The sequence below is a fragment of the Vibrio sp. B1REV9 genome (genome assembly GCF_905175395.2).
In the GTDB taxonomy this organism is placed as follows: domain Bacteria; phylum Pseudomonadota; class Gammaproteobacteria; order Enterobacterales; family Vibrionaceae; genus Vibrio; species Vibrio alfacsensis.
Genome location: NZ_HG992748.1, coordinates 33,219 through 57,766 on the forward strand (window position 1 = coordinate 33,219; position 24,548 = coordinate 57,766).

Annotated in this window: 17 protein-coding genes and 1 pseudogene; 1 reads left to right on the forward strand and 17 read right to left on the reverse strand. The window is 43.8% G+C overall.

Annotation, left to right across the window (positions count from 1 at the left end):
* Positions 1–77: 77 nt before the first annotated feature.
* The 3 genes and pseudogenes from KHN78_RS21645 to KHN78_RS21655 form a co-directional block, all read right to left on the reverse strand.
* Positions 78–1,562, reverse strand: coding sequence for a DUF2264 domain-containing protein (locus KHN78_RS21645; RefSeq protein ID WP_210205044.1), 1,485 nt, complete (start codon positions 1,560–1,562; stop codon positions 78–80).
* A gap of 98 nt (positions 1,563–1,660) precedes the next feature.
* On the reverse strand, positions 1,661–3,256 hold the full coding sequence (locus KHN78_RS21650; protein ID WP_210205045.1) for a sulfatase: 1,596 nt from the start codon (positions 3,254–3,256) through the stop codon (positions 1,661–1,663).
* 10 nt (positions 3,257–3,266) lie between these two features.
* Positions 3,267–4,491: pseudogene (locus KHN78_RS21655) on the reverse strand (anaerobic sulfatase maturase).
* 543 nt (positions 4,492–5,034) lie between these two features.
* On the opposite strand from KHN78_RS21655, the gene KHN78_RS21660 reads away from it, so the two are divergent.
* Entirely contained in the window at positions 5,035–8,196 is a 3,162-nt protein-coding gene (locus KHN78_RS21660) for a chondroitinase family polysaccharide lyase (protein ID WP_210205000.1), read from the forward strand.
* Between the two features lie 26 nt (positions 8,197–8,222).
* Here the strand turns inward: KHN78_RS21660 and KHN78_RS21665 are convergent, their stop codons facing one another.
* The 14 genes from KHN78_RS21665 to agaR all read right to left on the reverse strand — a co-directional run bounded on the left by KHN78_RS21665 (position 8,223) and on the right by agaR (position 24,175).
* The gene (locus tag KHN78_RS21665) at positions 8,223–11,321 is read right to left on the reverse strand and encodes an efflux RND transporter permease subunit (protein ID WP_210205001.1); all 3,099 of its coding nucleotides are present in this window, start codon (positions 11,319–11,321) and stop codon (positions 8,223–8,225) included.
* Complete coding sequence (locus tag KHN78_RS21670) at positions 11,318–12,502, reverse strand: efflux RND transporter periplasmic adaptor subunit (RefSeq protein WP_211920010.1); 1,185 nt, start codon at positions 12,500–12,502, stop codon at positions 11,318–11,320. The genes KHN78_RS21665 and KHN78_RS21670 overlap by 4 nt, the downstream gene beginning before the upstream one ends.
* 12 nt (positions 12,503–12,514) lie before the next feature.
* Positions 12,515–13,870, reverse strand: a complete 1,356-nt coding sequence (locus KHN78_RS21675) for a TolC family protein (protein WP_210205003.1) — start codon at positions 13,868–13,870, stop codon at positions 12,515–12,517.
* A 319-nt stretch (positions 13,871–14,189) separates the two neighbouring features.
* Positions 14,190–14,891 (reverse strand): carbohydrate-binding family 9-like protein, encoded by a 702-nt coding sequence (locus KHN78_RS21680; protein ID WP_210205004.1) that lies wholly within the window; start codon positions 14,889–14,891, stop codon positions 14,190–14,192.
* Between the two features lie 324 nt (positions 14,892–15,215).
* Entirely contained in the window at positions 15,216–16,298 is a 1,083-nt protein-coding gene (locus KHN78_RS21685; RefSeq protein WP_210205005.1) for a glycoside hydrolase family 105 protein, read from the reverse strand.
* Between the two features lie 9 nt (positions 16,299–16,307).
* On the reverse strand, positions 16,308–17,072 hold the full coding sequence (gene kduD, locus KHN78_RS21690; protein WP_210205006.1) for a 2-dehydro-3-deoxy-D-gluconate 5-dehydrogenase KduD: 765 nt from the start codon (positions 17,070–17,072) through the stop codon (positions 16,308–16,310).
* Between the two features lie 104 nt (positions 17,073–17,176).
* The gene (gene kduI / locus KHN78_RS21695) at positions 17,177–18,007 is read right to left on the reverse strand and encodes a 5-dehydro-4-deoxy-D-glucuronate isomerase (protein ID WP_210205047.1); all 831 of its coding nucleotides are present in this window, start codon (positions 18,005–18,007) and stop codon (positions 17,177–17,179) included.
* A 135-nt stretch (positions 18,008–18,142) separates the two neighbouring features.
* Positions 18,143–18,586 (reverse strand): PTS galactosamine/N-acetylgalactosamine transporter subunit IIA, encoded by a 444-nt coding sequence (gene agaF / locus KHN78_RS21700; RefSeq protein ID WP_210205007.1) that lies wholly within the window; start codon positions 18,584–18,586, stop codon positions 18,143–18,145.
* Positions 18,587–18,639: 53 nt separating this feature from the next.
* Complete coding sequence (locus KHN78_RS21705; protein ID WP_210205046.1) at positions 18,640–19,530, reverse strand: PTS system mannose/fructose/sorbose family transporter subunit IID; 891 nt, start codon at positions 19,528–19,530, stop codon at positions 18,640–18,642.
* Complete coding sequence (gene agaW, locus KHN78_RS21710; protein WP_210205008.1) at positions 19,514–20,305, reverse strand: PTS N-acetylgalactosamine transporter subunit IIC; 792 nt, start codon at positions 20,303–20,305, stop codon at positions 19,514–19,516. The genes KHN78_RS21705 and agaW overlap by 17 nt, the downstream gene beginning before the upstream one ends.
* Positions 20,306–20,363: 58 nt before the next feature.
* Positions 20,364–20,861 carry a PTS sugar transporter subunit IIB gene (locus KHN78_RS21715; RefSeq protein WP_210205009.1) on the reverse strand — a complete coding sequence of 166 codons (498 nt, stop codon included), beginning with the start codon at positions 20,859–20,861 and terminating at the stop codon, positions 20,364–20,366.
* 14 nt (positions 20,862–20,875) lie between these two features.
* Positions 20,876–22,036, reverse strand: a complete 1,161-nt coding sequence (locus KHN78_RS21720) for an SIS domain-containing protein (protein ID WP_210205010.1) — start codon at positions 22,034–22,036, stop codon at positions 20,876–20,878.
* A gap of 19 nt (positions 22,037–22,055) precedes the next feature.
* Positions 22,056–23,333, reverse strand: a complete 1,278-nt coding sequence (locus KHN78_RS21725) for a D-tagatose-bisphosphate aldolase, class II, non-catalytic subunit (protein WP_210205011.1) — start codon at positions 23,331–23,333, stop codon at positions 22,056–22,058.
* Between the two features lie 65 nt (positions 23,334–23,398).
* Positions 23,399–24,175, reverse strand: coding sequence for a transcriptional repressor AgaR (agaR, locus tag KHN78_RS21730; RefSeq protein ID WP_210205012.1), 777 nt, complete (start codon positions 24,173–24,175; stop codon positions 23,399–23,401).
* Positions 24,176–24,548 lie beyond the last annotated feature (373 nt).

A 24,548-nucleotide genomic window follows, 5' to 3' on the forward strand; every position in this document is an offset into this window, starting at 1 on the left:
AAATCTTTCGCTAACTTTCGATTATGGTATTCGAAAACGAAAGAAAATGAAAAGATCGAGATCACATAATTCGTTTACTAGAAGAAATTCGACATTTTCGAGCTATAACATGTCACCCCTTTTCTCAGAAGGTTGTTTTTCGGTCTAAATGCTCGTCCAATTACGCGTTCTTTACAATAATCTCGCTTACTTTGCTTCTCCAAGCGTCGAGTGTGTGGGCTTTGTTCTAAGATATATTCATTTTCAAAAATAACTGAAACCTCTTTCGTTTCTCTACGACCAATAATTATCGCCTCTATCGAAGGGATTCGAACAAAAAAGTCATCTTTCTCAGCTTCCAATAGGCGAGGTTCCGCTTCCCAAAGCCCTACTCTGTCGCCACAAAATAACGCGATATTGAGTGATCGTAGTGACCACAAGCTGCTTGCCGGCCCGCTATAATTGTCAGTGAGTCTCGCATCACTATCAAAAAGACCTTGAGTTGGCACGCCATTTTTTAATGCTCCATTGGCAATAAAGTAGTTCAGGTTTGTTTGTAGCGCGCGTTTTACTTCTCCAACATTTAATCGTGTAGGCACTTGCTCTTGAACATCAAGTGTTGCAATGAGTGGTGCCGTAGCAGCTAAGCGATAACAAGCGCTGCGACCAAAAAAAGGGAGCCCCGTTGGTGTAAAGAAATAACGAAACGTCTCTGAAAATAAACTAAGGTTCTTCCGGATATAATGACGATCAAAGTTAGGGTTGATCTGGTCAATCCAATACAATGAATAATGGAATCCCCAAGCATTATAAAAATCGTAATTTCCTTTAGCGCCATCACGAAACCATCCATCACCGACATTAAATTCTTTCACTCTTTCATATCGCCAGTGATCAATGCATTCCTTTCCAGTTAAGCTTTGAATGACTAACTGGACGGTCAAAGGAAACAAATGCCAGTTATTATCGACGACCTCAATATGGTTAACACGTTCAAACCATTTGATGATTTGTTCTTTTTGGCCACATGTAAACGTGTCCCAAACGATGGTTTTACTAACCCATAGAGCCAAAGCTAAATCTGCACTTTCACATGTACGCTGATCATAATCCTTGATGTCTCCCCAATAACCTTTATGGGTAGGGTTTGTTCCTGCGATAAAGGCTTGCTTTAACCAACTGATAGCTAATTTTTTTTGATCTTTAAACGGGTCATTATCATCTAGAGGTTGTTTGCATGCCCAGATTGCGAGCGTAGGAAGAATACGGCTACATCCCTCCATAGCATCCATACGTGCCCCTTGTTGACTGGGCATGCCCGGGTAATAGGCATGAGTAAAATCATCAACGGCATAGTGCTGAAAAGCTTCGGCTATATAGTTAGCAAAATGCTCACATTGGTTCTTTAAAGAAATAGACTCATCTGCAAAGATACGTTTTATCTCTTCATCGTTTTGTGAAAATGGCTTTTTGCTATGCCAGAGCCTTGCCAGATGCTGGCGAAAGGTATTCAGGTAGAGTTCAATGGTTGGATGCTCATAAGGGATTTTTGGTCGTTCCGTAGCTTTAATGATTTTTTGCATAATGTACCTACAACAAAAAAGGCCCCTAACAGGGGCCTTACTTTCAACAGTTTTCATCAATTGAGGCGTAAAGCCACACAAATATGTATGAAGTTCAGTTATTTCGCTGAGTCAGTCAAAACCTGATAGCGATCTTGCCCCCAACCAATTGGCGCAGGCTTAGTTTTAATCCACTCGTAAAAAGCAGCTTTCATTTCGGCAACTTTTTCTGGGTGTTGCTTCGCCACGTTTTTCGACTCTGTCACATCAGTCGCATAGTGGTATAGCTCATACTCTTTGCTACCATCATCGTAGAAGTGCAATGACCATTCTTGATCTTTGATCGCCCATTCGCCGCGAGATTTCTTCTCAACGTAAGGACTTGGTTCTACCGTAGGTTGCTCGTAAGTAATCCAATTCCAGTATTGTGACCAGAAAGCATCATTCTTTTCAGCATCGTAATGGTATGCTCGAGGACCTGCCCAATATAGGTATTGGTGAGGGATATTACGTGCACCTTTCATGGTTGGCAGAATATCAACACCATTTACTTTCAATGATTCTGGAATATCGATACCAGCGGCGTTCAGTGCTGTTGGCAGTATATCCATTGCTGAGATCAACGTATCGTTTGTTCGATTTTCAGGTAATACCCCTTTCCAATGAGCAATAAACGGAACGTTTACACCACCGCGGTAACGCTGGCCTTTATACGCTTTATTCATGCCGTTACGTGGCATTGGAGAGTCACCAACAGCACCATTATCTGACAGGAAGAAGATCAGCGTGTTTTCGTACTCACCAATTTCTTTTAGTTTTGCGATAATCTGGCCAATACCCTCGTCCGACGCATTGACATGAGCATAGTATTTGTCCACTTCAACGTTACCAGTATCAAACTTGCTCATGTATTTATTCGGCGCAGGTTGCTCCAACGGGATATGAGGCACAGAATAAGCAAGGTTGATAAAGAATGGTTGCTCTGCCTTATCCGCTTTATCGATAAAACTTAACGTTTCATTCGTCAGATTATGAGTAAGGAATCCCCAAGAAGTGATGTTTTCATAGTTACGGAATACCGCGGGAGAATTGTAAACTGCAGCACCGGATGCGTAATATGAGTAAGAGTAGTCAAAACCACGATCATTCGGGAAAAATCCTTTTTCTGGTGTAGGGATTTCATTATCGTGGTAATCACGAGTCCTCATGTTCTCTGGTACTTTGCTTTTGGTAATTTTCGCATTATGGTACTTACCAATATTTGCTGTTGCGTAACCATTTTCTTGGAATAGTTCTGGCAGCATTGTGACATCCAAAGGGACACCGAAATGCGCATCGTCATTACTATAGATACCGAAGCTATGTGGGAAACGACCCGTTAGAATACCTGCACGAGATGGTCCACATACTGGCGTTGCAACGTAAGCATTGGTCATGCTCACCCCTTCTTTCGCCAGCTGAGCAACATTAGGCATAGCTCGCTTTGCTGCATCGTATGCCTTATCGAAGTCAACATCGTAACGTTCCGAGACAAAACGTTTTTCTAGGACCTCTTTATTGATTTCATCCATTGCGAAATCAAGTTGCTGTTTACCCAAATCGTCCATAACGATAACCAGAACGTTAGGTTGCTTGTCTGCTGCAAGGGAGTACATTGGTGCAGCGATACATGCCGCACCAATCATTCCTGCGAGCACACTCTTTTGAAATGACATGATTAACCTCTTAACGGTTGTAAATTTGCGCCATCATCGGCATGACATCCGCAGCTTGACCACCTCGGCGGATGGCTTCTGACATGTGATGCATTGCAGGCGCGGTATGTGTGAAAATTGCTTTATATGAAGGGCATAGGTAGTTTTGTCGATGGTGTTCGCCTTCGATAACGTCAATGCGATGTTTTGGACATCCTCCATAACACAGTGCTTGAACATTACAATTACGGCACATCTCTGTAAGATTTCTTGATTTATCTAGACCAAAGTTGCGCTGCTGCTTGCTCAGTGCAATCTTTTCAATATCTGTCGTCATTAAATTGCCAAGACGGTTATCATCATAGACATAGTGGTCACAAGAATAGATGTCACCATTAGCCTCAATCACCATGGCTTGGCCGCAGTTTTTGGATTGCACACATACCGATGCCGGGTACCCCATCCAGCAAGCTAAAATGCTGTCAAACATGCGAACATAGATGTTGCCGACATCTTGTAGGACCCACTCATTAAATACATCCGTCATGAACTTACCATATCCTTCGGCAGGAACAGAAAATGGGGCCAGTTCCGGATTAGCGATTGGTGAGTATGACTCTAAGCGTTGATGACACTCCGGACGAACTTCAACAATAGGAATGAACTGCAAGAACTGCGAACCGAGCTCTTTTAAGGCTTGATAAACCTCTTTGCCTTTGTTCCAGTTTTCCTCGTTGATAACCGTCAAAGTGTTGAATTCAACTTTATACTCTTTAAGGAGATCAATGGATTGCTTAACGCGCTCAAAGGTCGGTTTTCCATTCACAGACACACGATATTTGTCGTGAATATCAGCGGTGCCATCAACTGATACGCCAATCAAGAAGCGGTTTTCGGCAAAAAACTCTGCCCACTGGCGGTTAATTGCTATTGCGTTAGTTTGGAAGCTGTTGTGAATCGTTTTTCCATTGGCAAATTGCTTTTGGTATTGAACCACTTTTTTAAAGAAGTCCAACCCAGCCAACGTAGGTTCTCCACCTTGCCAAGCAAAATCTACCACATCACCATCTTGTGAGTGAATATAGTCACGCACGTAACGCTTCAACACCCCATCACTCATTAGATCCTGATTGTTCGTATTGGGACTGAATTGTTTCTTCTTTTTCTAAGTAGAAACAATACTCACATTTAAGGTTACAACGGTAACTGACGGGCTTTGCCATCATATGAAAGTGTGTGGGTTTGCCTTTAGACATCGTGGCCTCCACGGGAGTAGTAAAATGAAAGTTCTGGGGAGGGAATATACGTGAAACATAAGTCGCAACCAATGTTACAGATCACAAACCGAAAGAAAACAAAAGCAATTATATTTGATATGAAAGTTTTTTATAGCAAAATAAATAAAAATGTAACCAAAACGGAGCGACGGATACCTGCATATACTCTAAGAATGTAACGATACTTTATCGTGGGTTTATCGACATTTTGTACTCAAGAATTTACTTTAATGCTTACCTAAGCATTGGATCACGTCAGTTATTCGTTTGTGAAAATTCAAACTTATAGAGAGAGCGTTTGTTCTGTCTTGATTACACGATAATATGCTGAAACTTCCCAACCTCTGCCTGACGATCATCATAAAAGCAGGTTGTTGGATTGTCCGTTTGAAACATAGTTACAAAGTAAGTACCTGCCTCACAACAAACATAAAAAATAGAGTTGTGACACTGCAGGGTTTGAAATAACTGCTTAATCATATTTTAAATACTTGGGCATGGTGCCCAATAGTGGATAATCCAATGAAAAGAACACGCTCATTCCCTTTAAGTAAAGTAGCAATTTTACTTTCAAGTGCATTGATGGCACAGAATGCTATTGCTTCTCTTACCCCAACCATCCTCAGTTTTGAAGACAACAACCGACCTAGCTGGATAAATAACGGTTTAATAACCAACAAACGTGCTATTAATGGTGAGCACTCTCTATTATGGCAATGGAATGCAAATGAACAGTTGGTAATCGAGAAAAACTTTACTCGTTATGATGATGCTGAAGCTCGAAAACTTTACGGAAGTTCTGCAACACAAATCATTTCATTTTGGCTATATAATGAAACACCATCCTCTTTCCCAGCAAAATTGACTCTATCTAAAGGTAATGGTGAATATCCACGCCACAAAGATATCAATTTAAATTTTACCGGCTGGCGAAACGTGACACTGTCACTTGAAAATGATTTTAAACCGTCGGTACCAATGCAGTTGGGAAAAATTATGCTGACGGCACCGAAAAGCGGCTCTGGGAATCTGTATCTAGACCGAGTAATGATTTCGATTGATGATAGTCGCTATCAATGGTCAGACGATCAAGTTACAACACGTTACCCTGTCGAAGAAATTGATTTCAACTTACCATCCGTACTACCAGATGTCAGTGCAGAAGAACGTGAAGCCGTCGAGTTAATCAAATCGACTTTTATCGCCGAAATGGGGGCTGGAACGAACAATATTACTAATCTTGAAACCAGTTTCTCTCGCTTTAACATCAACAAAACCAATGGCACGATTCGTGGCCGCCATTTGATTACTGACGTACAGCAAGTGCCTTACCAGCCTAAACACTTAAACTCCATTGATAAAGCCGACTATGACCAATATGCCATTCTCGGTGATAGTGATGGTGATGGCCAAAAACAAGCGGGCTACGCAAAACTGATGCTCGAACTTGGTAAATCATACAACAGCGTGTCCAGTTCGGCTGACAAGGCGCGCATTGCTGAAATGTATACTCTGATGGTTGAACACATGTTCGATCAGGGTTTTGTTGATGGTAGTGCATTAGGAACAACACACCACTGGGGATACAGCGGTCGTTGGTGGTATTTATCAGCGCTGTTAATGGAAGAACCTTTGCGAGAGGCTGGACTGCTTGATAAAACCTACCGTGCGTTATTGTGGTTCTCACGTGAGTTTCGCGATAGAGGTTTCGAAATGGAGGTTACCCCAAGCAGCACAGATATGGACTTTTTCAACACACTTTCTAAGCAAAATCTTGCCATGATTTTGTTAAATCCGAATGAAAAAGAACGTGTTGCTCTACTACACAAATACAGCAAGTTTTTATCTGAAACGATCGACCGAAATCCACCGGCCTACAATGATGGATTCCGTCCAGATGGCACTGCTTGGCGACATAAAGGTAACTACCCAGGTTACGCTTTCCCTGCTTTGGCAAGTCTTGGGGAATTGACCTATTTAATGAAAAGTGAGGCCTTTGGTGTCAGCACTGGGGCTCTCGATACCATTAAAAAAGCAATGATATCTGCTTGGGTTTACACCAATCCATATGTGCCATTAGGTTTGGTCGGTCGCCATCCATTTACTGACCTACAAACAAAGAGCTTTGCAAATGGCATGAAAACCCTTGCCTTAAGCTACCCATCCCTAGATAAAGAGTTAGCCAGTATCTACCTGCAGGTTACCGAACAAAGTCGAGCTCAAAGTGTAAGTATTTTTGGTGAGTATGTGGACCCTGCTAAGTTACCAGAAGGCAGCTGGTCATTTAATGGTGGTGCATTTGCTATCCACCGAGTTGATGAGCGAATGGCAGTGTTCAAAGGTTACAATCAAGACGTATGGTCTTCTGAAATCTATAGCAAAGACAACCGATTTGGTCGCTATCAATCACATGGCTCTGTACATGTCGTTCCCCGCGGTGATGCGGTTGAACATGGCTATCAACAAGAAGGTTGGGATTGGAACCGCAATCCAGGAGCAACAACGATTCATCTCGATTTAGCTGATCTCGAAAGTCCAAAATCATCTACGTTAATGTTACGTTCTGATGACGGCCTATCTGGGGTGACGTCTCTAGAGCAAGCGCATACTTTGTTTAGTTTCAAGCATAAAGCGCCACAAAACCTTGATCGTTTTGAGCCTAGTTTCGTCATGAATAAACACGCGATAGCTACGGATAAGTACATATACTTAACGGGTAACAATATCAGCAACCAAGATCGCATGCATAATACTGAGACAACGTTGTTCCAGTTAGCTATTCGCTCTGGTAAAGGTATTTATATTAACGGTACACGCTATGCCAATGCGACATTGGAACGCACATTAAAATCTGGTGACTGGATTATTGATGACAATAATATTGGTTACTATTTAGTAAGTACGGATGAAGTAAAAGTTCGCCGTGGTCCGCAAACATCAAAGCATAACAAAACTGAAGCCGTTACAAATGGTAATTTCTCAAGCGCATGGATAGATCATGGCACTATGCCAGATAAAGCCAAGTATGAGTACATCATGGTAATGGAGACTAACCCTACCGAGATGGCGCAGCTTGTACAAAGCTTTAAAGCGGCACCTCGATTTGTGACTCTACAAAGTGACAATCAGAGACAAGTAATCCGAGATAAACAAACGAATCTTTACGGCTACACTAGTTTTAGCGATGTTACGTTTAACCAAGGCTACTTAACCAGTGTAAATAAGCCATCACAAACATTGTTGCGAATGGATACCGCTAAACAACTTATGACGCTCTCTGGTGCATCTATGGTTCTCAACTACGAAAAAGACAGCAATAATAATCCACTGGAAACATCCGTTCCTGCTCCTGTTGAACTGAACTACACTGTTAAAGGGAAATGGGTGCTTGAGCAAGGTAATGCCGAGGTGGTGATTTCTGGTGACGAGACTAATGTCACAATGATCAGTGACTATGGGATGCCTAATGAAATCACTCTAGCAACAGATAGTATTCCAATGATCCCATTAGAGCCTTCTACACCCGTTGATCCTGATATACCAATGATTCCATTGGAGCCATCAACTCCAGTCGAACCTGAACCAACGCCTCCACCATCAAATGGAGGCGGGTCCGGTGGTTCATCTACGCCATTTATAACACTTGCACTCGCGGCTCTGGCAATAATTCGCTCACGTCGATAACCACACCCTTACTGTCAAAGCCCTAATCAAATGGTTGGGGCTTTTTCTTTCCACTCGCTCATAAGAATTTTCAGATCATCCAACATTTTATAGAGACAAGGTAAAAGGATGAGCGTTATCAATGTAGCAAATACAATACCAAACCCTAAAGATATCGCCATTGGTATCATTAACTTAGCTTGATTCGAAGGCTCCCAAATCATTGGGGCAAGACCAAAGAATGTCGTCATTGTCGTAAGAACGATAGGACGAAACCTTCGACAAGACGCCTCAATAATTGCAGTTACTGCCTCTTTTCCCTCTTTTATTTTTTTGTTGATCTCGACAATAAGTATCAAGCTATCGTTAATAACCACACCACTCAGTGCCAACACCCCTAATAAACTGACTACACTCAAAGTAATATCAAGCATCACATGACCTAACAGTGCTCCTAAAAATCCGAATGGTATGACTACCATGATGAGAATGGGCTGTGTGTAACTGTTAAAAGGGATCGCTAGCAGACAATATAGAGCCAATAACAAGAGAATACCGTTGAGTGTTAGGCTTTCTAAGCTTTCCTTTTGCTCTTTTTGGTCCCCTCCGAACCCAAGTTTAAGATTAGGAAACTCGCTCAATAGTTCTGGAAAGATTTCATCTCGAATAAGGTTCGTAACAAGAACAGATTCTGACGCAGGTGTGACATCAGCATTGACCGTGATTCTTTTTTGACTTTCAAATCGTTGAATCGTTGATGGTGCTCGCTCATAGTAAATGTCAGCTATTTCAATAAGAGGAATATAAGACTCCCCCACTCTAATAGGCAACTGTTCTAAAAAATAGACACTACTACGTTCATGTTGATTTAGAGTAACCATAACATCGACTTCTTCGCTACCACGTTGTTGTCGCATCGAGCGCACACCATTGAACGAATCTCGAACTTGATTTAAAAGCATGTTGTCATTTAAACCAAGATGCGCACCTTTATCGTTAATACGAAGTCTTAATTGCTGCGTCCCACTCTCAAATGAATTCTCAATATCTACGATACCATCATAGGTCGACAATATGGAGGCTAATTTCGAACTTGCCGCCTCAAGTTCATCATTATTAGAATGTTTTAACTCAATAGTAATACCAGCAACATCAGAAGTAGGAGTCCCTCCTGCAGAAGAGAAACGCAGTACATCCACGCCTTTAACGCGCCCTGTTTTTTTGCGCCATTGCTTAGCGATTTCGTTTGTGGGAACAATTCGAACTTCTGATGGGGTTAAGAATATACGTACGTTGACAATAAACTCGCCATCAATATTTCTCATAATACTGGAAATACCTTTTGCAACGTTACCACCTCCATTATCAGCAATAACAATCTTAGCTGTGTGTTCTAACCGCTTCCTAACTCGAACTGCATCCTCTAAGGACATTCCTATTGGAAGAACTGCACGAGCGTTTGTAAACTCAGCTTCAACTGCAGGCATGGTGCGAAAACCTATATTGCCGCCAACGGCATAACTGATGGCAAGAACGAGCATACATGTTGATGAAATCGCAACTAAGTACCGATAAGGCAATAACGCTTTGATTATAGATCTGTAAACGACATTAATGACGACATCAAAGCCATGATCAATTTTTGCCTTAATCTTGATAAAAACAGTGTCTTTTTTCTCTTTCGTTTTCGAGTGAGCTAAATGTGATGGCAAAATAAATAATGCTTCAGCCCACGATATGGCAAACACCAAACCAACGACTATTGGAACGACCGCAAACATCTGACCTAACATATTAGGCAAGAACCAAATTGGTATAAATGCGATAATGTTTGTGATGATGCTGAATGTTAGCGGTACTGCGATTTCCTTTGCACCTTCAACTGCGGCACTTGCATAACTCTCTCCTCGGCTCAACCGCTCATAAATGTTTTCACCAACAATAATTGCATCATCCACAACAATGCCTAATGCAATGATAAACGCAAACATTGAGATCATATTTATCGATATATCCATTATCGGTAAAAATATAATGGCGCCTAAAAATGACGTAGGGATACCAATGACAGTCCAAAAAGCTACTTTAGCTTCTAGAAAAAGCGTCAAAATAATCAAAACTAGTAGGAGACCTGTAAACGCATTTTTTAACAACAGATCCATACGCTGTTCATAAGTCACAGCATCATCTAGAACAACATCAAGCTCAATTCCCGCTTGGAGAAGGCTCTCTATCTCTGGTAATTTTTCATAAAAATGTTCAGAAATTCCGGTTGGCGTCTGATCTCCGGCACGATAAATCAAAATACTTTGAGATGGCTTACCGTTGTAATAACTTTTGGCTTTCTTATCAGCAAATCCATCTGAAATTTCGGCAACATCACTTAGCTTTAACTGCCCGCCATTACTCGTTTCTACAACGGTTATGTCATGAAACTCAGTTGCCCAATGTCTCATCTCATCAACTTGTAGTAAAACATCTCCTCCAGATGTCTCTAACTTTCCTCCGGATTTAGTTGGTGATTGGTCAGAAATAGTTTTAGAAACCTTACCAATGGTTAAACCATACTTCTGTATCGTTTCATTGCTTAATTCCACTTGGACCTGATATTTAGGTGGATAATGCAGTGCAACTTGAGTTAAATAATCAGATTGCATCAAAATATCTTTAACACGATTTGCTGCTTCTCGAAGTACAATCGGTTCAACATCACCATAAATGATGACTTCCATAGATTGCTTACGTGTTTGGTTTCGGAAGACTCGCGGTTTATCAGCTCCTTTAGGCAAGCTTAATCGATTAACTTCATTTTCAATTTCACGCATTAATAGATTAACGTCGACTTTGTTTTCTAAATGCGCTTTAACCCAGGCGTTTGTTGATGTAGCACGTGATGTCACTTCTTTAATACCATCAATATCTGAAATCGCATTCTCTATGGGAAGAATAATGCTAGATTCCATTTCAGATGGCGTTGAACCCGAGTAAAACACCGATACTGTGACAGTATTGAATTGATAGTCTGGGTAAACTTCTTTACGGATGATTAACGAGGAAATCAAACCACCAATAATAAGGAAAAGCATCAAAAGGTTTGGAGTCACCGGATTTCTCGTCATCCATGCTATAAAGCCTTGGCTGGTCATTTACTCGCACCTTTCGACTTTCGTTCCTTAACTGCAATCCCTTCGACAGCGCCACGAAGAGAGCTAGTAATAACGCGGTCTCCATTGATTAATCCACTTTCGACAAGAACGGTATCCTTTTCTCGGATGGAAATTTCAATACGTCGTTTTTCCAATAAATCTTGTTCGCTCATGAGCCAAACGTACTGATTGTCTAGAATATAACGACGGTCTATCTCAATTGCCTCGACTTTTTTGCCTTTGATAGCTACCTGAACAAAATCATTCACTAAAAGTTTGGGGTTATTGGGGTTTGTCATCGCTAACGGGTCAATGACCTCTACCATCACTTTCGCCGTTTTGATTTTGTTATCCAGCACCGGTGTCATACTGACAACACAACCTTTACGATTCCCAGTTTGGGTCATGACAAACGCTTCAGAGCCTAAACATTTACTTGTTCCTGTTGATTTATTCGGAATATCAATCCATTTTAAATCTCTCGTCGTCATGTCAATCTGTACCCAGAATGCATCGGTTGCAATAAGATCAACTAAGTTGGTGTTATCCTTGACCATGCTACCTATCTCTGCCTGCTTGGCAGTAATCTTTCCATTAAATGGTGCATAGATAGTTGTTTTATCTAAATTAATTTGAGCTCTTTTTAATGAGACCTCTGCTCTGGCAATATCCGATTCAATTTGTTTTAACTGCGGCTCACGGAGCAACAAAGCTAAACTTTCTGGTTTCAGTATTGACTCAGATAGCTGGTATTCCATCTCTGCAGACTTTTTTCTCCCAAGCTCTATTTGCTGTACAGCCTTTAATTTAGATAGTTGAGCTTTCGCTTCATCAATAGCCAACTTATAGATCTCATTATTTATTGTGACTAATGGTTCCCCTTTTTTTACAAAACCACCAACAATTAGGTGAGGAGGTATATAGTCAACGGTACCTTTTACTTCCGATCTCAAAGAAACTTTGCTTTTTTGCCTTACAATACCGTGAGTAGATATTGATGGCGTGACTTCTGCGTAATTAACTTCTATGGTGTCTACCATTCTAACGTGCGGCTTGGGAACTCGCTTTCGTTTCGTTTTTTCGTCAGACTGAAAGTGGTTAGACATTACAATGGTCATTGCAATTACCACTATGGACGTGACTACACTAATGAGTATTGGTTTGTATTGTTTAACTATCATCAATGATACCCCTTATGATGATTGCAAACCGGTACCTAAGGATCGGTACAACGTGATTCGACGTTTTATTAGTTGACTTTGTTCTTCAACTTCACGTTGTTGAAAACGAAGTAGTTTCTCTTGCGCACTGAGTACATCGAGGAAAGGTAAATTTCCTTGTGAGTATTTGACAAGTTCAATATCTAATACACGTTGAGCCTTAGTAATTTGAGACTGAGTGATCACAAGCTGTTCGTTTTGCGTTTGCTCTTGAATTAATGCCATTTCTACACTTAACATTGTTTCAAGTACGCTTTCTGTGTATTCATGAAGAGCTTGTTCTTCCAATGCTTTATGGCGTTTGTATTCAGATACTCTTCTCCCCATATCAAATAATGGAACATCAATTTTTATCCCTAGCCCAACTTTCCAAATTTCAAATGATTCATTCCAATCGCGAGAAGTTTTAGAGGCATCCGAAGTGATGATTATGTTAGGCAGTCTATTCTTGTTCATGCTTTTCGCTAGATAGCTTTTAGATTGATAGCGATACCATGCCGCTTTAACCGATGGGTGGTTTTCAAGTAAATTCGCTGGTATACCAGAATGTGGCATTGAATGAATATTCGGTATACTCAATCGACTCATATTGATAGGTGTATTTGGCTCCTGCCCTCGGAGTACATTGACTGTCTTTGCGATAATTTTTTGTTCTTTCTTCGAGTTAACGAGATCTGATTGAAGATCATTGATCAACTGTTTCTGACGTAAAACGACACTAATCGAACCTAGACCCATCGCATATCTTTGCTCTCCAATTGCGAGAATCTTTTTAGCGTTATTTAATTGATTACTGATGATGTGTTCTTTTCTACGTTGTTCTATTAAGTCATACCAAGTTTTTGCAAGTTCAGTGACAAGCGTCAGTTTGGCTTGTTCTAGTCGTTGTTCTTGTTCAAAATAGGTATATTCTTGACTCTTTGCGGATAGCTTGAGCTTTCCAAATAGATCCATATCCCATCGGGCATCTAATCCAATTCTCCCTAATTCAGATTCATCAATTACGTGTATCTTTTCAAAGTTGCCTCGCTGAAAATCTTGAGAGAACGACGCTCCGACTTCTGGGTATAGTTTTGATTCATGATTTAATAACTGGTAGTGATACGACAACAAGCGCGCTTCTGCCGATTTGATAGATAAGTTCATGTCTAATGCAGTGTGAATTAGATTATCCAATTCGGAATCATTCAGTTCTTTCCACCACGCTTGTGAAATAGGCGTTGAGACGGATAGTTCTGCTACTTCTTTTTCGCGATCGAGTTTGTGAGTACAACCTGACAATGTATTCACTAGTGCTAACGCTAAAACACATAGAGAGTTTCGATCCATAAAAATTCCATAATTTGAAATGACAAAAATTACCTTTCATTATTTTATTTTTAATTTTCGATTAGTTTCGAGCCTTGTATCACGAAAGCATGGTAAACTTTTGTAAAGAATGGATGAATATGAGGATTTGACTGAAAAAACAGAATATCACTCACCAAGCACGATCGATTGAGGATCTTAGCAAGCATTTAAGAAACAGAGGGAACAGGGCTAACTACGGAATAAATGATGAATCTTTCATCATCGATTAATTCAGTATCAAAAACGGAAAAGTGCCCGTAGGCACTTGCATTACTTCTAAAGAAAATAATGGAATCAATTACTTAACCAATTTGCACTGGCCAAATGGCTTAGGGTTATGAAAATTTGGTGTTGGTAATTGTGGATCATTCCAAGCTATCCATCCCATATCTATACCATTCGTAGTCTTAGTAAACTCGGCACGCATCAAAGCACATAATAACTGAGTTTGTTCTTTATCTTGCCACAGTCCCATTTTCGTTAGTGTGGTCATAGGAATAGAACCTTCAACCAAATAGCCATCTTCAGTTTGCTTCGAGCTGGTTTTCAGTCCGTCCCACTCAAATTCAATCAACGAAGTACGCTTTTGTATTTTGACATCATAAGTACCAATGGCACTATAAATCTGATCATTCGCGTCTATTTCCATTGTGTAGTACTGACTTAATTTTTTGTCTTTTGCGAGAAAAATTTCTACACGGTCTGAATCCAACGCCCCACGTTCTCCCTCTCCAATTGTCACATGCTTGTCAGCAACACGATAGCGGAAGTAGATAGCTTCGCTATTCCATACTGCTTTAAACTCAGTTGCTGGTGCCATTTTTGTGTCCCATGGAAACGTAAATTGCGTAAGAGTCTGTGCTTGCTGCCAAGCTGCGTCATTTTCATTCGCATCAATAATCGGAGCATTATCGACATGTTTAATCAAGTAGGTATCACCGGCAATCGCGCCAGCTGACACACAGAAAGAAGCAATTGCAATCGCAAGTAATTTTTTCATGGTACATCTCTGAAAAGTAGAAAATAAATTATTCAACAATCTATTTGACCTATGTTTTAAAAATGAAACAATAAAATAATTTAGAAATATTGATAATGATCTAACTTAATATTTTTAATATGAGACCACAGGTTGATTACCACTGAAAGACAAGAAGATTAAAAAATATAAAAATCAACAAGTTGAATGGGAATTAGTTAACATTAAAACAGGTTTTTTATTATTTGAACAAGATAAAACGCAAAGTAAACAACCTTATTTAATAATTAAAAAGCGGCTAAACGCCGCTTTAAATTAAACAGAATTAATATACTTAACGCATCATTAAACAGAAAGCTTAGAAACTTCTATTGCTGCCAAGATAAACGCGCCCGCACCATAATCAATGTTATGCTCAAACTGTACATCTCGTGGATTAAACGCCGGTAATTGCACCCAACCTATCATGCCGTTGTCATGAATCGCCGTTTCTAATGCCGACCACGCTTTTAACACCATCGGCAAGTAGGTTTCTTCATCCAACACACCGTTGTTGATGCCCCACGCTAAGCCAAAAGTAAATAACGCCGTTGCACTCGATTCTGGTGCCGGGAACGACGCAGGGTCCAGTAAGCTAGCACGCCAAAAGCCATCTTCGTGTTGGTACTTCACCACTTCTTTCGCTAGATCAGCAAAGATACTCAGATATTCATCACGAGGCTCAAAGCCCTCAGGAAGACGCTCTAGAATGCGTGGCACCGCCGCCAACATCCAACCTAAACCACGTGACCAGAAAACTTTCTCGCCATTGGCCTCACGGAACTCACTGCCACCATCACCAAACTCGTTACGGTATTGCTGACCCACTTCCGTTGGCATGTAACGGTAATCACGGTAGTACAACCCCGTTTCCGGATCATACAGGTGATTCACCGAATCCCAGAATGCCGTGTGCATGTAGTCGACGTACTTGTTGTCACCTGTTACTTTTGACAACGCCGCAAACGCTGGCGGCGCCATAAAGAGTGAATCTACCCACCACCAATCACGGTGGCCTGGTTGTGGGTCATTGAGCATGACCTCAAATGCTTTGATGGTCGGCTCAAGCGCTTCTGGGATGTTAACGCTTGGATAAACATCCAAGTAAGCTTGGGCACACACGTGGTCATCGGCAAAACGCGGAAACGCGCCGGTACGAAAACCTGTATGTAAGGTGTAGTCCATCACGCCATCAAGGTACTCTTGGTCACCAGTGGCCAGCCAAGCGGCTGAAACGGTGGACCAAAACACGCCACGCTCCCAATCGGTGTCTTTGATGAAGCGAGTCGCACCACTTCGACGGATGACCGAACGCGTTTGATGCGTGACTTGGTAACGGTACACGCGTTTCATCTGCGCTAATACGTGCTCTTTACTGAACGTCATCATTGGCTCCTATTAACGAGCTAGCCAGCCGCCATCAACGGCCAATGTGTAACCGGTCACGTAGTTCGACGCTTCTGATGCCAAGAACGTGATTGGACCTTGCATGTCTTCTGGTAGACCCCAACGAGCAGCAGGGATACGCTCTAGAATCGCTTTGTTACGTTCAGCATCCGCACGCAGTGCTTCCGTGTTGTTCGTTGCCATGTAACCAGGGGCAATCGCGTTCACTTGAATGTTGTGACCCGATAGTTCTGTCGCTAGTGCACGAGTAATACCCATCACCGCCGATTTTGATGCCGTGTAAGAAATCACGCGGATACCGCCTTGGAATGACAGCATAGAAGCGATGTTGATGATTTTACCGCCAGACTGCTGAGCAATAAAGTGCTTAGATACCGCTTGAGACAGGAACACGACGGCTTTTTGGTTGATAGCAATCACGTCGTCCCAGTTCTCTTCTGAGAAGTCTAGAAGGTCTTCACGACGGATGATGCCAGCGTTGTTTACTAAGATGTCCACGCGACCCATCTTCTCTACCGCTTGGTCAATCAATGCTGTCAATGCTGCTTTGTTTGAGTCGGCAATCAGGTTCGCGTTGATGTATTCAAACTTACGACCTTGCGCTTCAATCAACGCTTGTGTTTCTGGTGCATCTACATAGCCAATGCCTAGTACGTCAGCGCCTGCTTTTGCTAGGCCAACTGCCATGCCTTGACCTAGACCCGTATCACAACCGGTTACGATAGCGACTTTGCCCGTTAAATCGAACATGTTCATGATGTGTTTCCTTAAAAAGGGGTCTCACGCCCAAGCGACATCGAGGGTTAGACTGAGCGCGAGACCCGATATAGATTAAAAATGGGAGTAAGGCGAAGCCTGACTTATCGGATGTCCGTCATTGCAACGTGGTCCATGTCATCAAACGTTTGGTTTTCACCACACATTGACCAAATGAACGAGTACGCTGCCGTGCCGACACCAGAGTGAATTGACCAACTTGGGGAAATCACCGCTTGTTTATCACGTATCACGATGTGACGTGTTTCGGTTGGCTCACCCATGTAGTGGAAGACAACGTTGTCTGCCGTCATATCAAAATACAAGTACACTTCCATACGACGCTCATGCGTGTGGCATGGCATCGTGTTCCAAAGTGAGCCCGGGTGCAGTTGCGTCAGACCCATGGTCAACTGACATGTTGGTAGCACCGATGGCACGATGTATTTGTTAATCGTGCGAACGTTACCGTTCTCTTGATTGCCTAGCGTTACTTGCTCGGCTTCTTCCAAGGTCACTTTACGTGTTGGGTATGTATGGTGTGCCGGCGTAGAGTTCACATAGAACTGAGCCGGCGCCGTTGCGTCCACACTTTCAAACGTCACGTGCTGCGCACCCATGCCAATGTACAGCGCTTCACGATGGGCGATGTCATGCACTTCGCCATCTACCGTCACTTTGCCCGCTTGACCTAGGTTGATAAGGCCAAGTTCACGACGTTGTAGGAAGAAGTCCACGCCTAGCTCTTTGCCTGCGGCTAATGCCAATGGCGCTTGAGTTGGTACTACACCACCAAAGATGATGCGGTCAATGTGAGAGTAAGTCAGTGAAATTTCACCCTCAACAAAGACGGTTCCCACTAGGAACTGTTCACGCAGACCCGCCGTATCGAGTGTTTTCGCGTGTGCGCTATGAATTGGTTGACGAATTTCCATCATGAAACCTCTTAATTATTTTGAAATCTCGAATGCCCACTGCCCTTTAATGAGGGTCCGTTGAACATTGAGTTGGTCGTCCATGACGACCAGACTTGCATCAAAACCCTCGGCAATTGAGCCAAGGCGCAATAATTACAACCCGTCGTCTTCTATCACCGCGCTCGTCGTCGCCGTTAACTTCGCTATCTCTTGACGCATTGACTTCATCGTCGAAGCCCCTATCTCCTGGATCGTCTCCACCAAATCATCTAGATTTGAACCGTCTCGCTCAAACGCCGCGTTCGCCACCATCGCCAAGTTCACACCGGCAATGATTTCAACGTTTGGTGTATCAAGCATGATGCTCATCGCTCGGTTACACGGTGAACCTCCCACCACGTCACACAAGAACAATACGCCGTCTCCAGTGTTCACTTCTTGTGCTGCGCGACGTAATTCCGCTTCTAAATCGTCTGTCGACATGGACTCCAGAAAATCCACAAACTGAAACTGCGCTTGTTCGCCCGCAATCGCTTTGAATGCTGACTGCATGCCCGTTGCAAAGTTAATGTGGCCTGAAACTACGATACCGATCATGTAAAAACTTCCTTAAAAATAAGGGGAAGCATTCACCTCCCCTTGAGTCAAACTTAGAGAATGCCTAGGTAGTGGCCAACCACACCAAATGCGAGCGTGCCAAAAATCAGCACCGGTGGTTTAGCAAAGAAGCCTTTGCCACGCACCATTTTGAACATGAAGAACACGAGCGCCAGTGGCAGCAGGTTCGGCATGATCTTGTCGAACAGGTCGGTCTGTAATGACACGGCTTTGCCGCCCATTTCCAACTCTAACGTGGTGTGCACTTTGATGAACGTGGCCGTCAACGCACCAATCACGAACAGACCCATGATGTTCGCGGCCCGAGCGAGTTTCTCGGTCACCCCACTCATGGTGCTCATCGCTTTCGCACCAGCGTTGTAACCTAGGAACATCAAACCAAAGTACGCCAGGAAGTGCGGAATTTGGTACAGCACGAAGAACACAAATGGCCCCGCAATCGAACCGTCGATAGCAATCGCAGCACCGAGTGCAAGAGTCAGCGGCATCAAGGTCATGTGGTCAAGCGCATCACCGATACCACCTAGAGGTCCAAGACCCGCCACTTTTACAGCGTTGATGGTGCTTGGTTTCTCTTTGTTTTCTTCCATCGCAACCGATAGGCCCAATAGGAATGTGAACAGTTTTGGTGAGCTATTGAAGAACTGCAGATGGTTTTTCAATGACGTCGCAAAGTCACGCTTGTTATTGCCGTGAATTTTCTTCAGCGCTGGCACCATGGAGTAAGCGTAACCGCCTGCCTGCATGCGTTCGAAGTTGAAGTTACCCTCCATGAACAGGCCACGCAGGGCACACATGAACAGGTCACGTTTGGTGATCACTTTACGCACTTCTGTGTCTTGGTACGCATCCACACCGTCGGTTAAACGTTCTACTGGCGCTTCTTGTGCTGGAAGCGTTTCTACATTAGATACCGTCGTCATCGTAATTCTCGCTTTGAACATTGCTGTTGGTTGCGGCAGTGGCGTTGCCTTGGTTATTACCCGTCATGAAGTAGTACAGCACCGCAGCTGAGCCGCCCAGTACCGCGACCGCCATGATTGGCAGTTGTAGGTAAGTGGTCATCACAAAACCGATGAAGAACACACCCGCCATCTCTTTGTTCCACATCACTTTTAGTAGCATCGCAAAACCGATCGCTGGCACCATCTTCGCACCGATACCTAAGCCCTCAAGCAGCATGCGTGGCGCGTTTTCGTCGATCCACTGTGCGGCGTGCTCACCGAAGTAAACGGTGATGAAGCCCACGACGGCGTACATGGTGGCACGAGCAGTCAAAATGCTGACTAAGAGGAAGTCGATGCCGCGTGAATCACCACGGTCCGCGCAAGCGTCCGCTTTGCCCATCGCGAATGAAGACATGGCGAAGAAGCCGATGATCAGCATTTGCATCAGTACGGCGATTGGCATGCCCACACCCATCGCGATTTCTGGCGATTGGTTGGTCATCACAGCGAAAGCGACCGCGGCAATGGTACCCATGGTCACATCTGGCGGCTGAGCGCCTGCGTTTGGCACAAGACCAAGCCACGCCAGTTCAAGAACCGCGCCGGTCATCAGACCCAATTGGAGATCACCCATGATAAGGCCAATGACTGGGCCGGTGATCAAAGGACGGTGAATGTTCAATGCAACATCGTATTTATCGATACCACATAGGAACGCCCACGCTGCAACTAAAAGTGCTTCAAATAGCATTGTGTATTCCTTTCTTTTTCAGGCACTGGATGGGTGACCCCATCCAGGTACTTCAAAATTAAGCGGTCGCTTTCGCCAACTCGAGCACTTCAACAGGCTCTTGGTCTGGCGTGTTTTGGATGGTCGATACCACACCGCATGCTGCGATGCGTTCAAAAGCGGCGATGTCTTTTGCATCCACAGAAACCGTTTTGGTGATCTGCTCTTTGCCCTCATGGAAGTGCATGTTACCCACGTTCACTTGCTTGATTGGCACACCGCCCTCTACCAGACGCGCAACGTCTGTTGGGTTAGAACATACGATGAAGATTTTTTGCTCTGGTTTTGCTTTGTCGATGATCGCGCACAGCTTGTCGACAGAGTAAAATGAAGTTTTGAATTCACCACCGGCTGATGCACGCATTGCCGCTTGAGCGAAATCCGCCGTTGGGCCCTCTGCTACGTCATCGTTACACACGATACAAGTGTTCGCGCCAGACGCTGGCATCCACGTAATTTTAACTTGGCCGTGCAGTAGACGTTCGTCAATTCGGCACCATACGATATTTGCTGACATGTTTGTGTCCCCTATTATTTTTGAAATTCGTGGATGATCACGCCTTGCACCACACGGTTCACTTCGCCTGTTGGGCATGGGTTATCCGGAGTGATCTCTAGCGCTAGCGAGTGGAAGAACGAGTACACTTGAGCCACGATCAGGTATGGGAAAATCAGCGCCACGTCGTCCGCGTCTTCTAATCCTGGGATGTGTACGTATTCACCGTTCATCACCACCTCATCCAATTTCGCTGCCACTGCCACCACGTGCTGCGCTTTGTTGTCACGGCGTAGCTCCGTTAGCAGATCTAAGTCGTACTTGCGGGTGTAGTCGTCATTAGAGATGTACACCACAATCAGTGTTTCGCTGTCTACGATCGATTTTGGACCGTGACGGAAACCCAATGGTGAGTCGTACATCGCAACCACTTTACCCGCCGTCAGTTCCAGTAGTTTCAGCGCTGATTCTTGCGCTAAGCCTTGAAAACCACCTGAACCAAGGTAAATCACTCGCTTTGCATTGTTGCTGACAATTTTACTTACTGGGTTACAAATTTCTTTGATTAGGCTCTCAGTTTGCTTACAAACATTTTCGAATACTTGCGAAAAGTTCTGTTCGAAAGCCAATAACGAAAATGCAGCCATCATCATTGATGAGAATGATGAGGTCATGGCGAACGATTGGTCGTTGGTTTCCGCTGGCATCAATACCGCAAGAGAGCGCTCGTCTTTCTCACAACGTTGGAACAGTTGACCATCCGGGTTACACGTCACCACTAGGTGGAAGCAGTTAGACAGCACTTGTGACGCCAAATCTACCGCGTGTACCGATTCCGGTGAGTTACCTGAACGAGCAAAAGAAACCAATACCGTTGGGATATCTTCCGCAAAGTATTGGTATGGGTTTGACACGATGTCTGTCGTTGCAATCGCTTCCACGCGACGGTTGAGCGCTTTCGATAAAATCGGTGCTAACGCTTTGCCCGCAAACGCCGATGTACCCGCACCCGTCATCACGATGCGTAGGTTGTCTTTCGCGAACAATGGCGATAGGAACGCTTTCGCCGAACTGCGGTACTCTTCAATGATTGACAGTGTTTGTGTCCAACAAGACGGTTGTTGTTCAATTTCTTTTGCTGTCCAGAACGCTTTTTTTGCTTCTAACTCAGCAACTTCAATGCCTAGGTGTGTCATTTTCTCTTCACTCTTATAATTAAAATTTGCAAGCCCGTGCGTACACTTCCAGCACGTTTTTTTGAATTTTGTTGATCACAAATGCTTTTGGATCGTTGGCAATCTCGCCGCGGCGCAGTGCAATGTACGCTTCCGGTAGGTATTGGCTGATCAGCGCCAAAGGCATGTCGTGACTTAAGTTTGCAAACAGTTTGTCGACCGCTGATTGGATCGTTTCGTCCGTCCAGTAGTAACGGATGCGATCAGAGAAAGAACAAGAGCGTGCAAATTTTTGCTCTGCGTCTGTACCGTGGTAGTACTTCGCCCAGTTATCTGGCTTAGCCAACATCACTTGCTCAACCACCGCACGCAGCTGAGAACGTTGCGCTTCTGGAATGATTTCATCTTCAATCGCGCACAGCGCATACAGGGCTTCACGCATGGCAAACGTCAGTTGTGGGCCCACTTTTAAAATCGCAAAGTGATCGCGAACCAAATGGCCATAGTTGTCTGGGGCTTGGTAATCGGTAGAGTGCGCTTCAAAAATCATGTGCTCAAAATCGTTGACCACTTTAGAAAGCTCAACGGCCGCTTCAGGCTTGTAATCGCACACGCTAGAATGGTCAAATTCCACACCCGGTTGCACCACAAGGCCAACCACACGCTGCCAACAATCGAGACCCGCCGCAGCGAAAGCGTCTTGGTGCGCTTGAATGGTTTGGCGCGCCGCTTCTGGAGAGGTTGGCTGCACATCGTGCAAGTCTTCCGCTTCACCGCCTGGTACTGGCACTTCCGTACCGACAACGTAAGTAAGATTGTCCGCCGTGCCGAAATGTTGGATCGCTGTCGCTTCCGCGATTTTCGCCAAACGCGCAGCGCGAGCTGCCACGATGTCGTCCGTCAATGGGATCGGGTCCCCAGCGCACGACATCGAACAATCAAGGTGAATTTTAGTAAAACCGGCCGCCACGTACGTTTCGATCAGAACGTCAGCTTTCGCCATCGCGTCTTCTGCCGACTCGCCTTGCCAACGGTTTGGACCTAGGTGATCGCCACCTAAGATAAGTTGGTCTGTCGCAAAGCCATGTTGCTCTGCCAAACCTAAAACAAAATCACGGAAATCTGCAGGCAACATGCCTGTGTAACCACCAAATTGGTCAACTTGATTAGAAGTGGCTTCGATAAGAAGCGGAGATTGGTCTTGCTTGGCTTGTAAAATAGCCGCTTCAAGCACCAAAGGGTGTGCAGAACAAACGGAATAGATGCCGTTTTCGTTGCCAGCTTTGTGCTGTTTAACGATGTTCAAAAGGGTGGTCATGTCGTAACTCCACAGTAGATCAAACTCGATACTGCTATGGAGCTAAGACACGAAAGAGTGCGGTGTTAGTCTGCCTTTTCGACGACGACCACGTTCACACCTTGATTACGCAATTCTTTCAAATATTCCTCTGGAATATCTGAATCGGTGATCAGCGTATCAATGGCATTAAAGTCGCGGATCATGTGGCAACTGCGTTTGCCGAACTTGCTGGAGTCCGCCACCGCAATCACTTTATCGGACAACTCACACATCAAACGGTTCAGTGATGCTTCTTGTTCGTTGTACGTGGTGATCCCCGCTTTGAGATCGAAACCGTCCACACCGAGAAACACTTTGTCGAAGCGGTGATTTTTTAAACCTGCTTCCGACTGTGCACCGGCAAAAGACATTGCATTCTTTCGAAGTACGCCCCCCGTCATCAAAACTTCAATACCGGTTTTTGATGAGAGTTCCATAGCAACATCGAGTCCATTCGTCATCACCACCACGCTTTCGACTTGGCTCAAACCGCGAGCAATCTCGAGCGTAGTAGTACCTGAATCCAGGATCACCGTGTCACCATCTTCAATCAGTTTTGCGGCCGCTTCGCCCAAGATCGCTTTGCCCTCGGCGTTGTGTCGGCGTTTTTCATGCACTGACAGTTCGGCGATGAGTCCAGAGTTAGGGATAGCGGTGCCGTGCGAGCGCACGATATAGCCATTTTTCTCAAGAAAAGACAGATCGCTACGGATGGTAACACTTGAGACGTTAAATCTAGAGGCAAGATCTTCGACGCGAGCTTTGCCATTGGCATTCACCAGCTCGACGATTTCATTGCGCCTTTCGACTGCTGTCTTCATTGGATTTCTCCTTTTAGTTGAAACCAACTTTCGTTTGATTTCGAAATTAGGATACACATTAAAGTGAAAGAGAGAAAACGCGAGGCACTTAACTTGCGATCTCTTTCACACATTATTTCGTTTTCTTTTATTGTGGTGTGTGAAATACATTAAACAGCAATAAATAGCATATTGAAAATAAAAACCGAAAGTACACTACCAAACCTTAAAATCTTTGAGTGCATATCGACTTAACTCCAAACACCAAGTAGCAATTATAATAAAATGAATCCTGGTATTCCATCTCCTTTATTCACCTTCCATAAAAACTTTCATTAAATTTACAACTTAACTTAAATCATTAATTAAACTAATAAAATTAAGTAAAACAGAA

Bases quoted from the DNA above. Each gene is read 5' to 3' on its own strand.
- agaF (WP_210205007.1), bottom strand. From the start codon at position 18,586: ATGATCGGTATCGTAGTTTCAGGCCACATTAACTTTGCAACGGGCATG.
- KHN78_RS21675 (WP_210205003.1), bottom strand. From the start codon at position 13,870: ATGGATCGAAACTCTCTATGTGTTTTAGCGTTAGCACTAGTGAATACA.
- agaW (WP_210205008.1), bottom strand. From the start codon at position 20,305: ATGCTATTTGAAGCACTTTTAGTTGCAGCGTGGGCGTTCCTATGTGGT.
- KHN78_RS21705 (WP_210205046.1), bottom strand. From the start codon at position 19,530: ATGACGACGGTATCTAATGTAGAAACGCTTCCAGCACAAGAAGCGCCA.
- KHN78_RS21665 (WP_210205001.1), bottom strand. From the start codon at position 11,321: ATGACCAGCCAAGGCTTTATAGCATGGATGACGAGAAATCCGGTGACT.
- agaR (WP_210205012.1), bottom strand. From the start codon at position 24,175: ATGAAGACAGCAGTCGAAAGGCGCAATGAAATCGTCGAGCTGGTGAAT.
- KHN78_RS21645 (WP_210205044.1), bottom strand. From the start codon at position 1,562: ATGCAAAAAATCATTAAAGCTACGGAACGACCAAAAATCCCTTATGAG.
- KHN78_RS21715 (WP_210205009.1), bottom strand. From the start codon at position 20,861: ATGTCAGCAAATATCGTATGGTGCCGAATTGACGAACGTCTACTGCAC.
- KHN78_RS21680 (WP_210205004.1), bottom strand. From the start codon at position 14,891: ATGAAAAAATTACTTGCGATTGCAATTGCTTCTTTCTGTGTGTCAGCT.
- KHN78_RS21660 (WP_210205000.1), top strand. From the start codon at position 5,035: ATGAAAAGAACACGCTCATTCCCTTTAAGTAAAGTAGCAATTTTACTT.
- kduI (WP_210205047.1), bottom strand. From the start codon at position 18,007: ATGGAAATTCGTCAACCAATTCATAGCGCACACGCGAAAACACTCGAT.
- KHN78_RS21650 (WP_210205045.1), bottom strand. From the start codon at position 3,256: ATGTCATTTCAAAAGAGTGTGCTCGCAGGAATGATTGGTGCGGCATGT.
- KHN78_RS21725 (WP_210205011.1), bottom strand. From the start codon at position 23,333: ATGACCACCCTTTTGAACATCGTTAAACAGCACAAAGCTGGCAACGAA.
- kduD (WP_210205006.1), bottom strand. From the start codon at position 17,072: ATGAACATGTTCGATTTAACGGGCAAAGTCGCTATCGTAACCGGTTGT.
- KHN78_RS21685 (WP_210205005.1), bottom strand. From the start codon at position 16,298: ATGATGACGTTCAGTAAAGAGCACGTATTAGCGCAGATGAAACGCGTG.
- KHN78_RS21670 (WP_211920010.1), bottom strand. From the start codon at position 12,502: ATGATAGTTAAACAATACAAACCAATACTCATTAGTGTAGTCACGTCC.
- KHN78_RS21720 (WP_210205010.1), bottom strand. From the start codon at position 22,036: ATGACACACCTAGGCATTGAAGTTGCTGAGTTAGAAGCAAAAAAAGCG.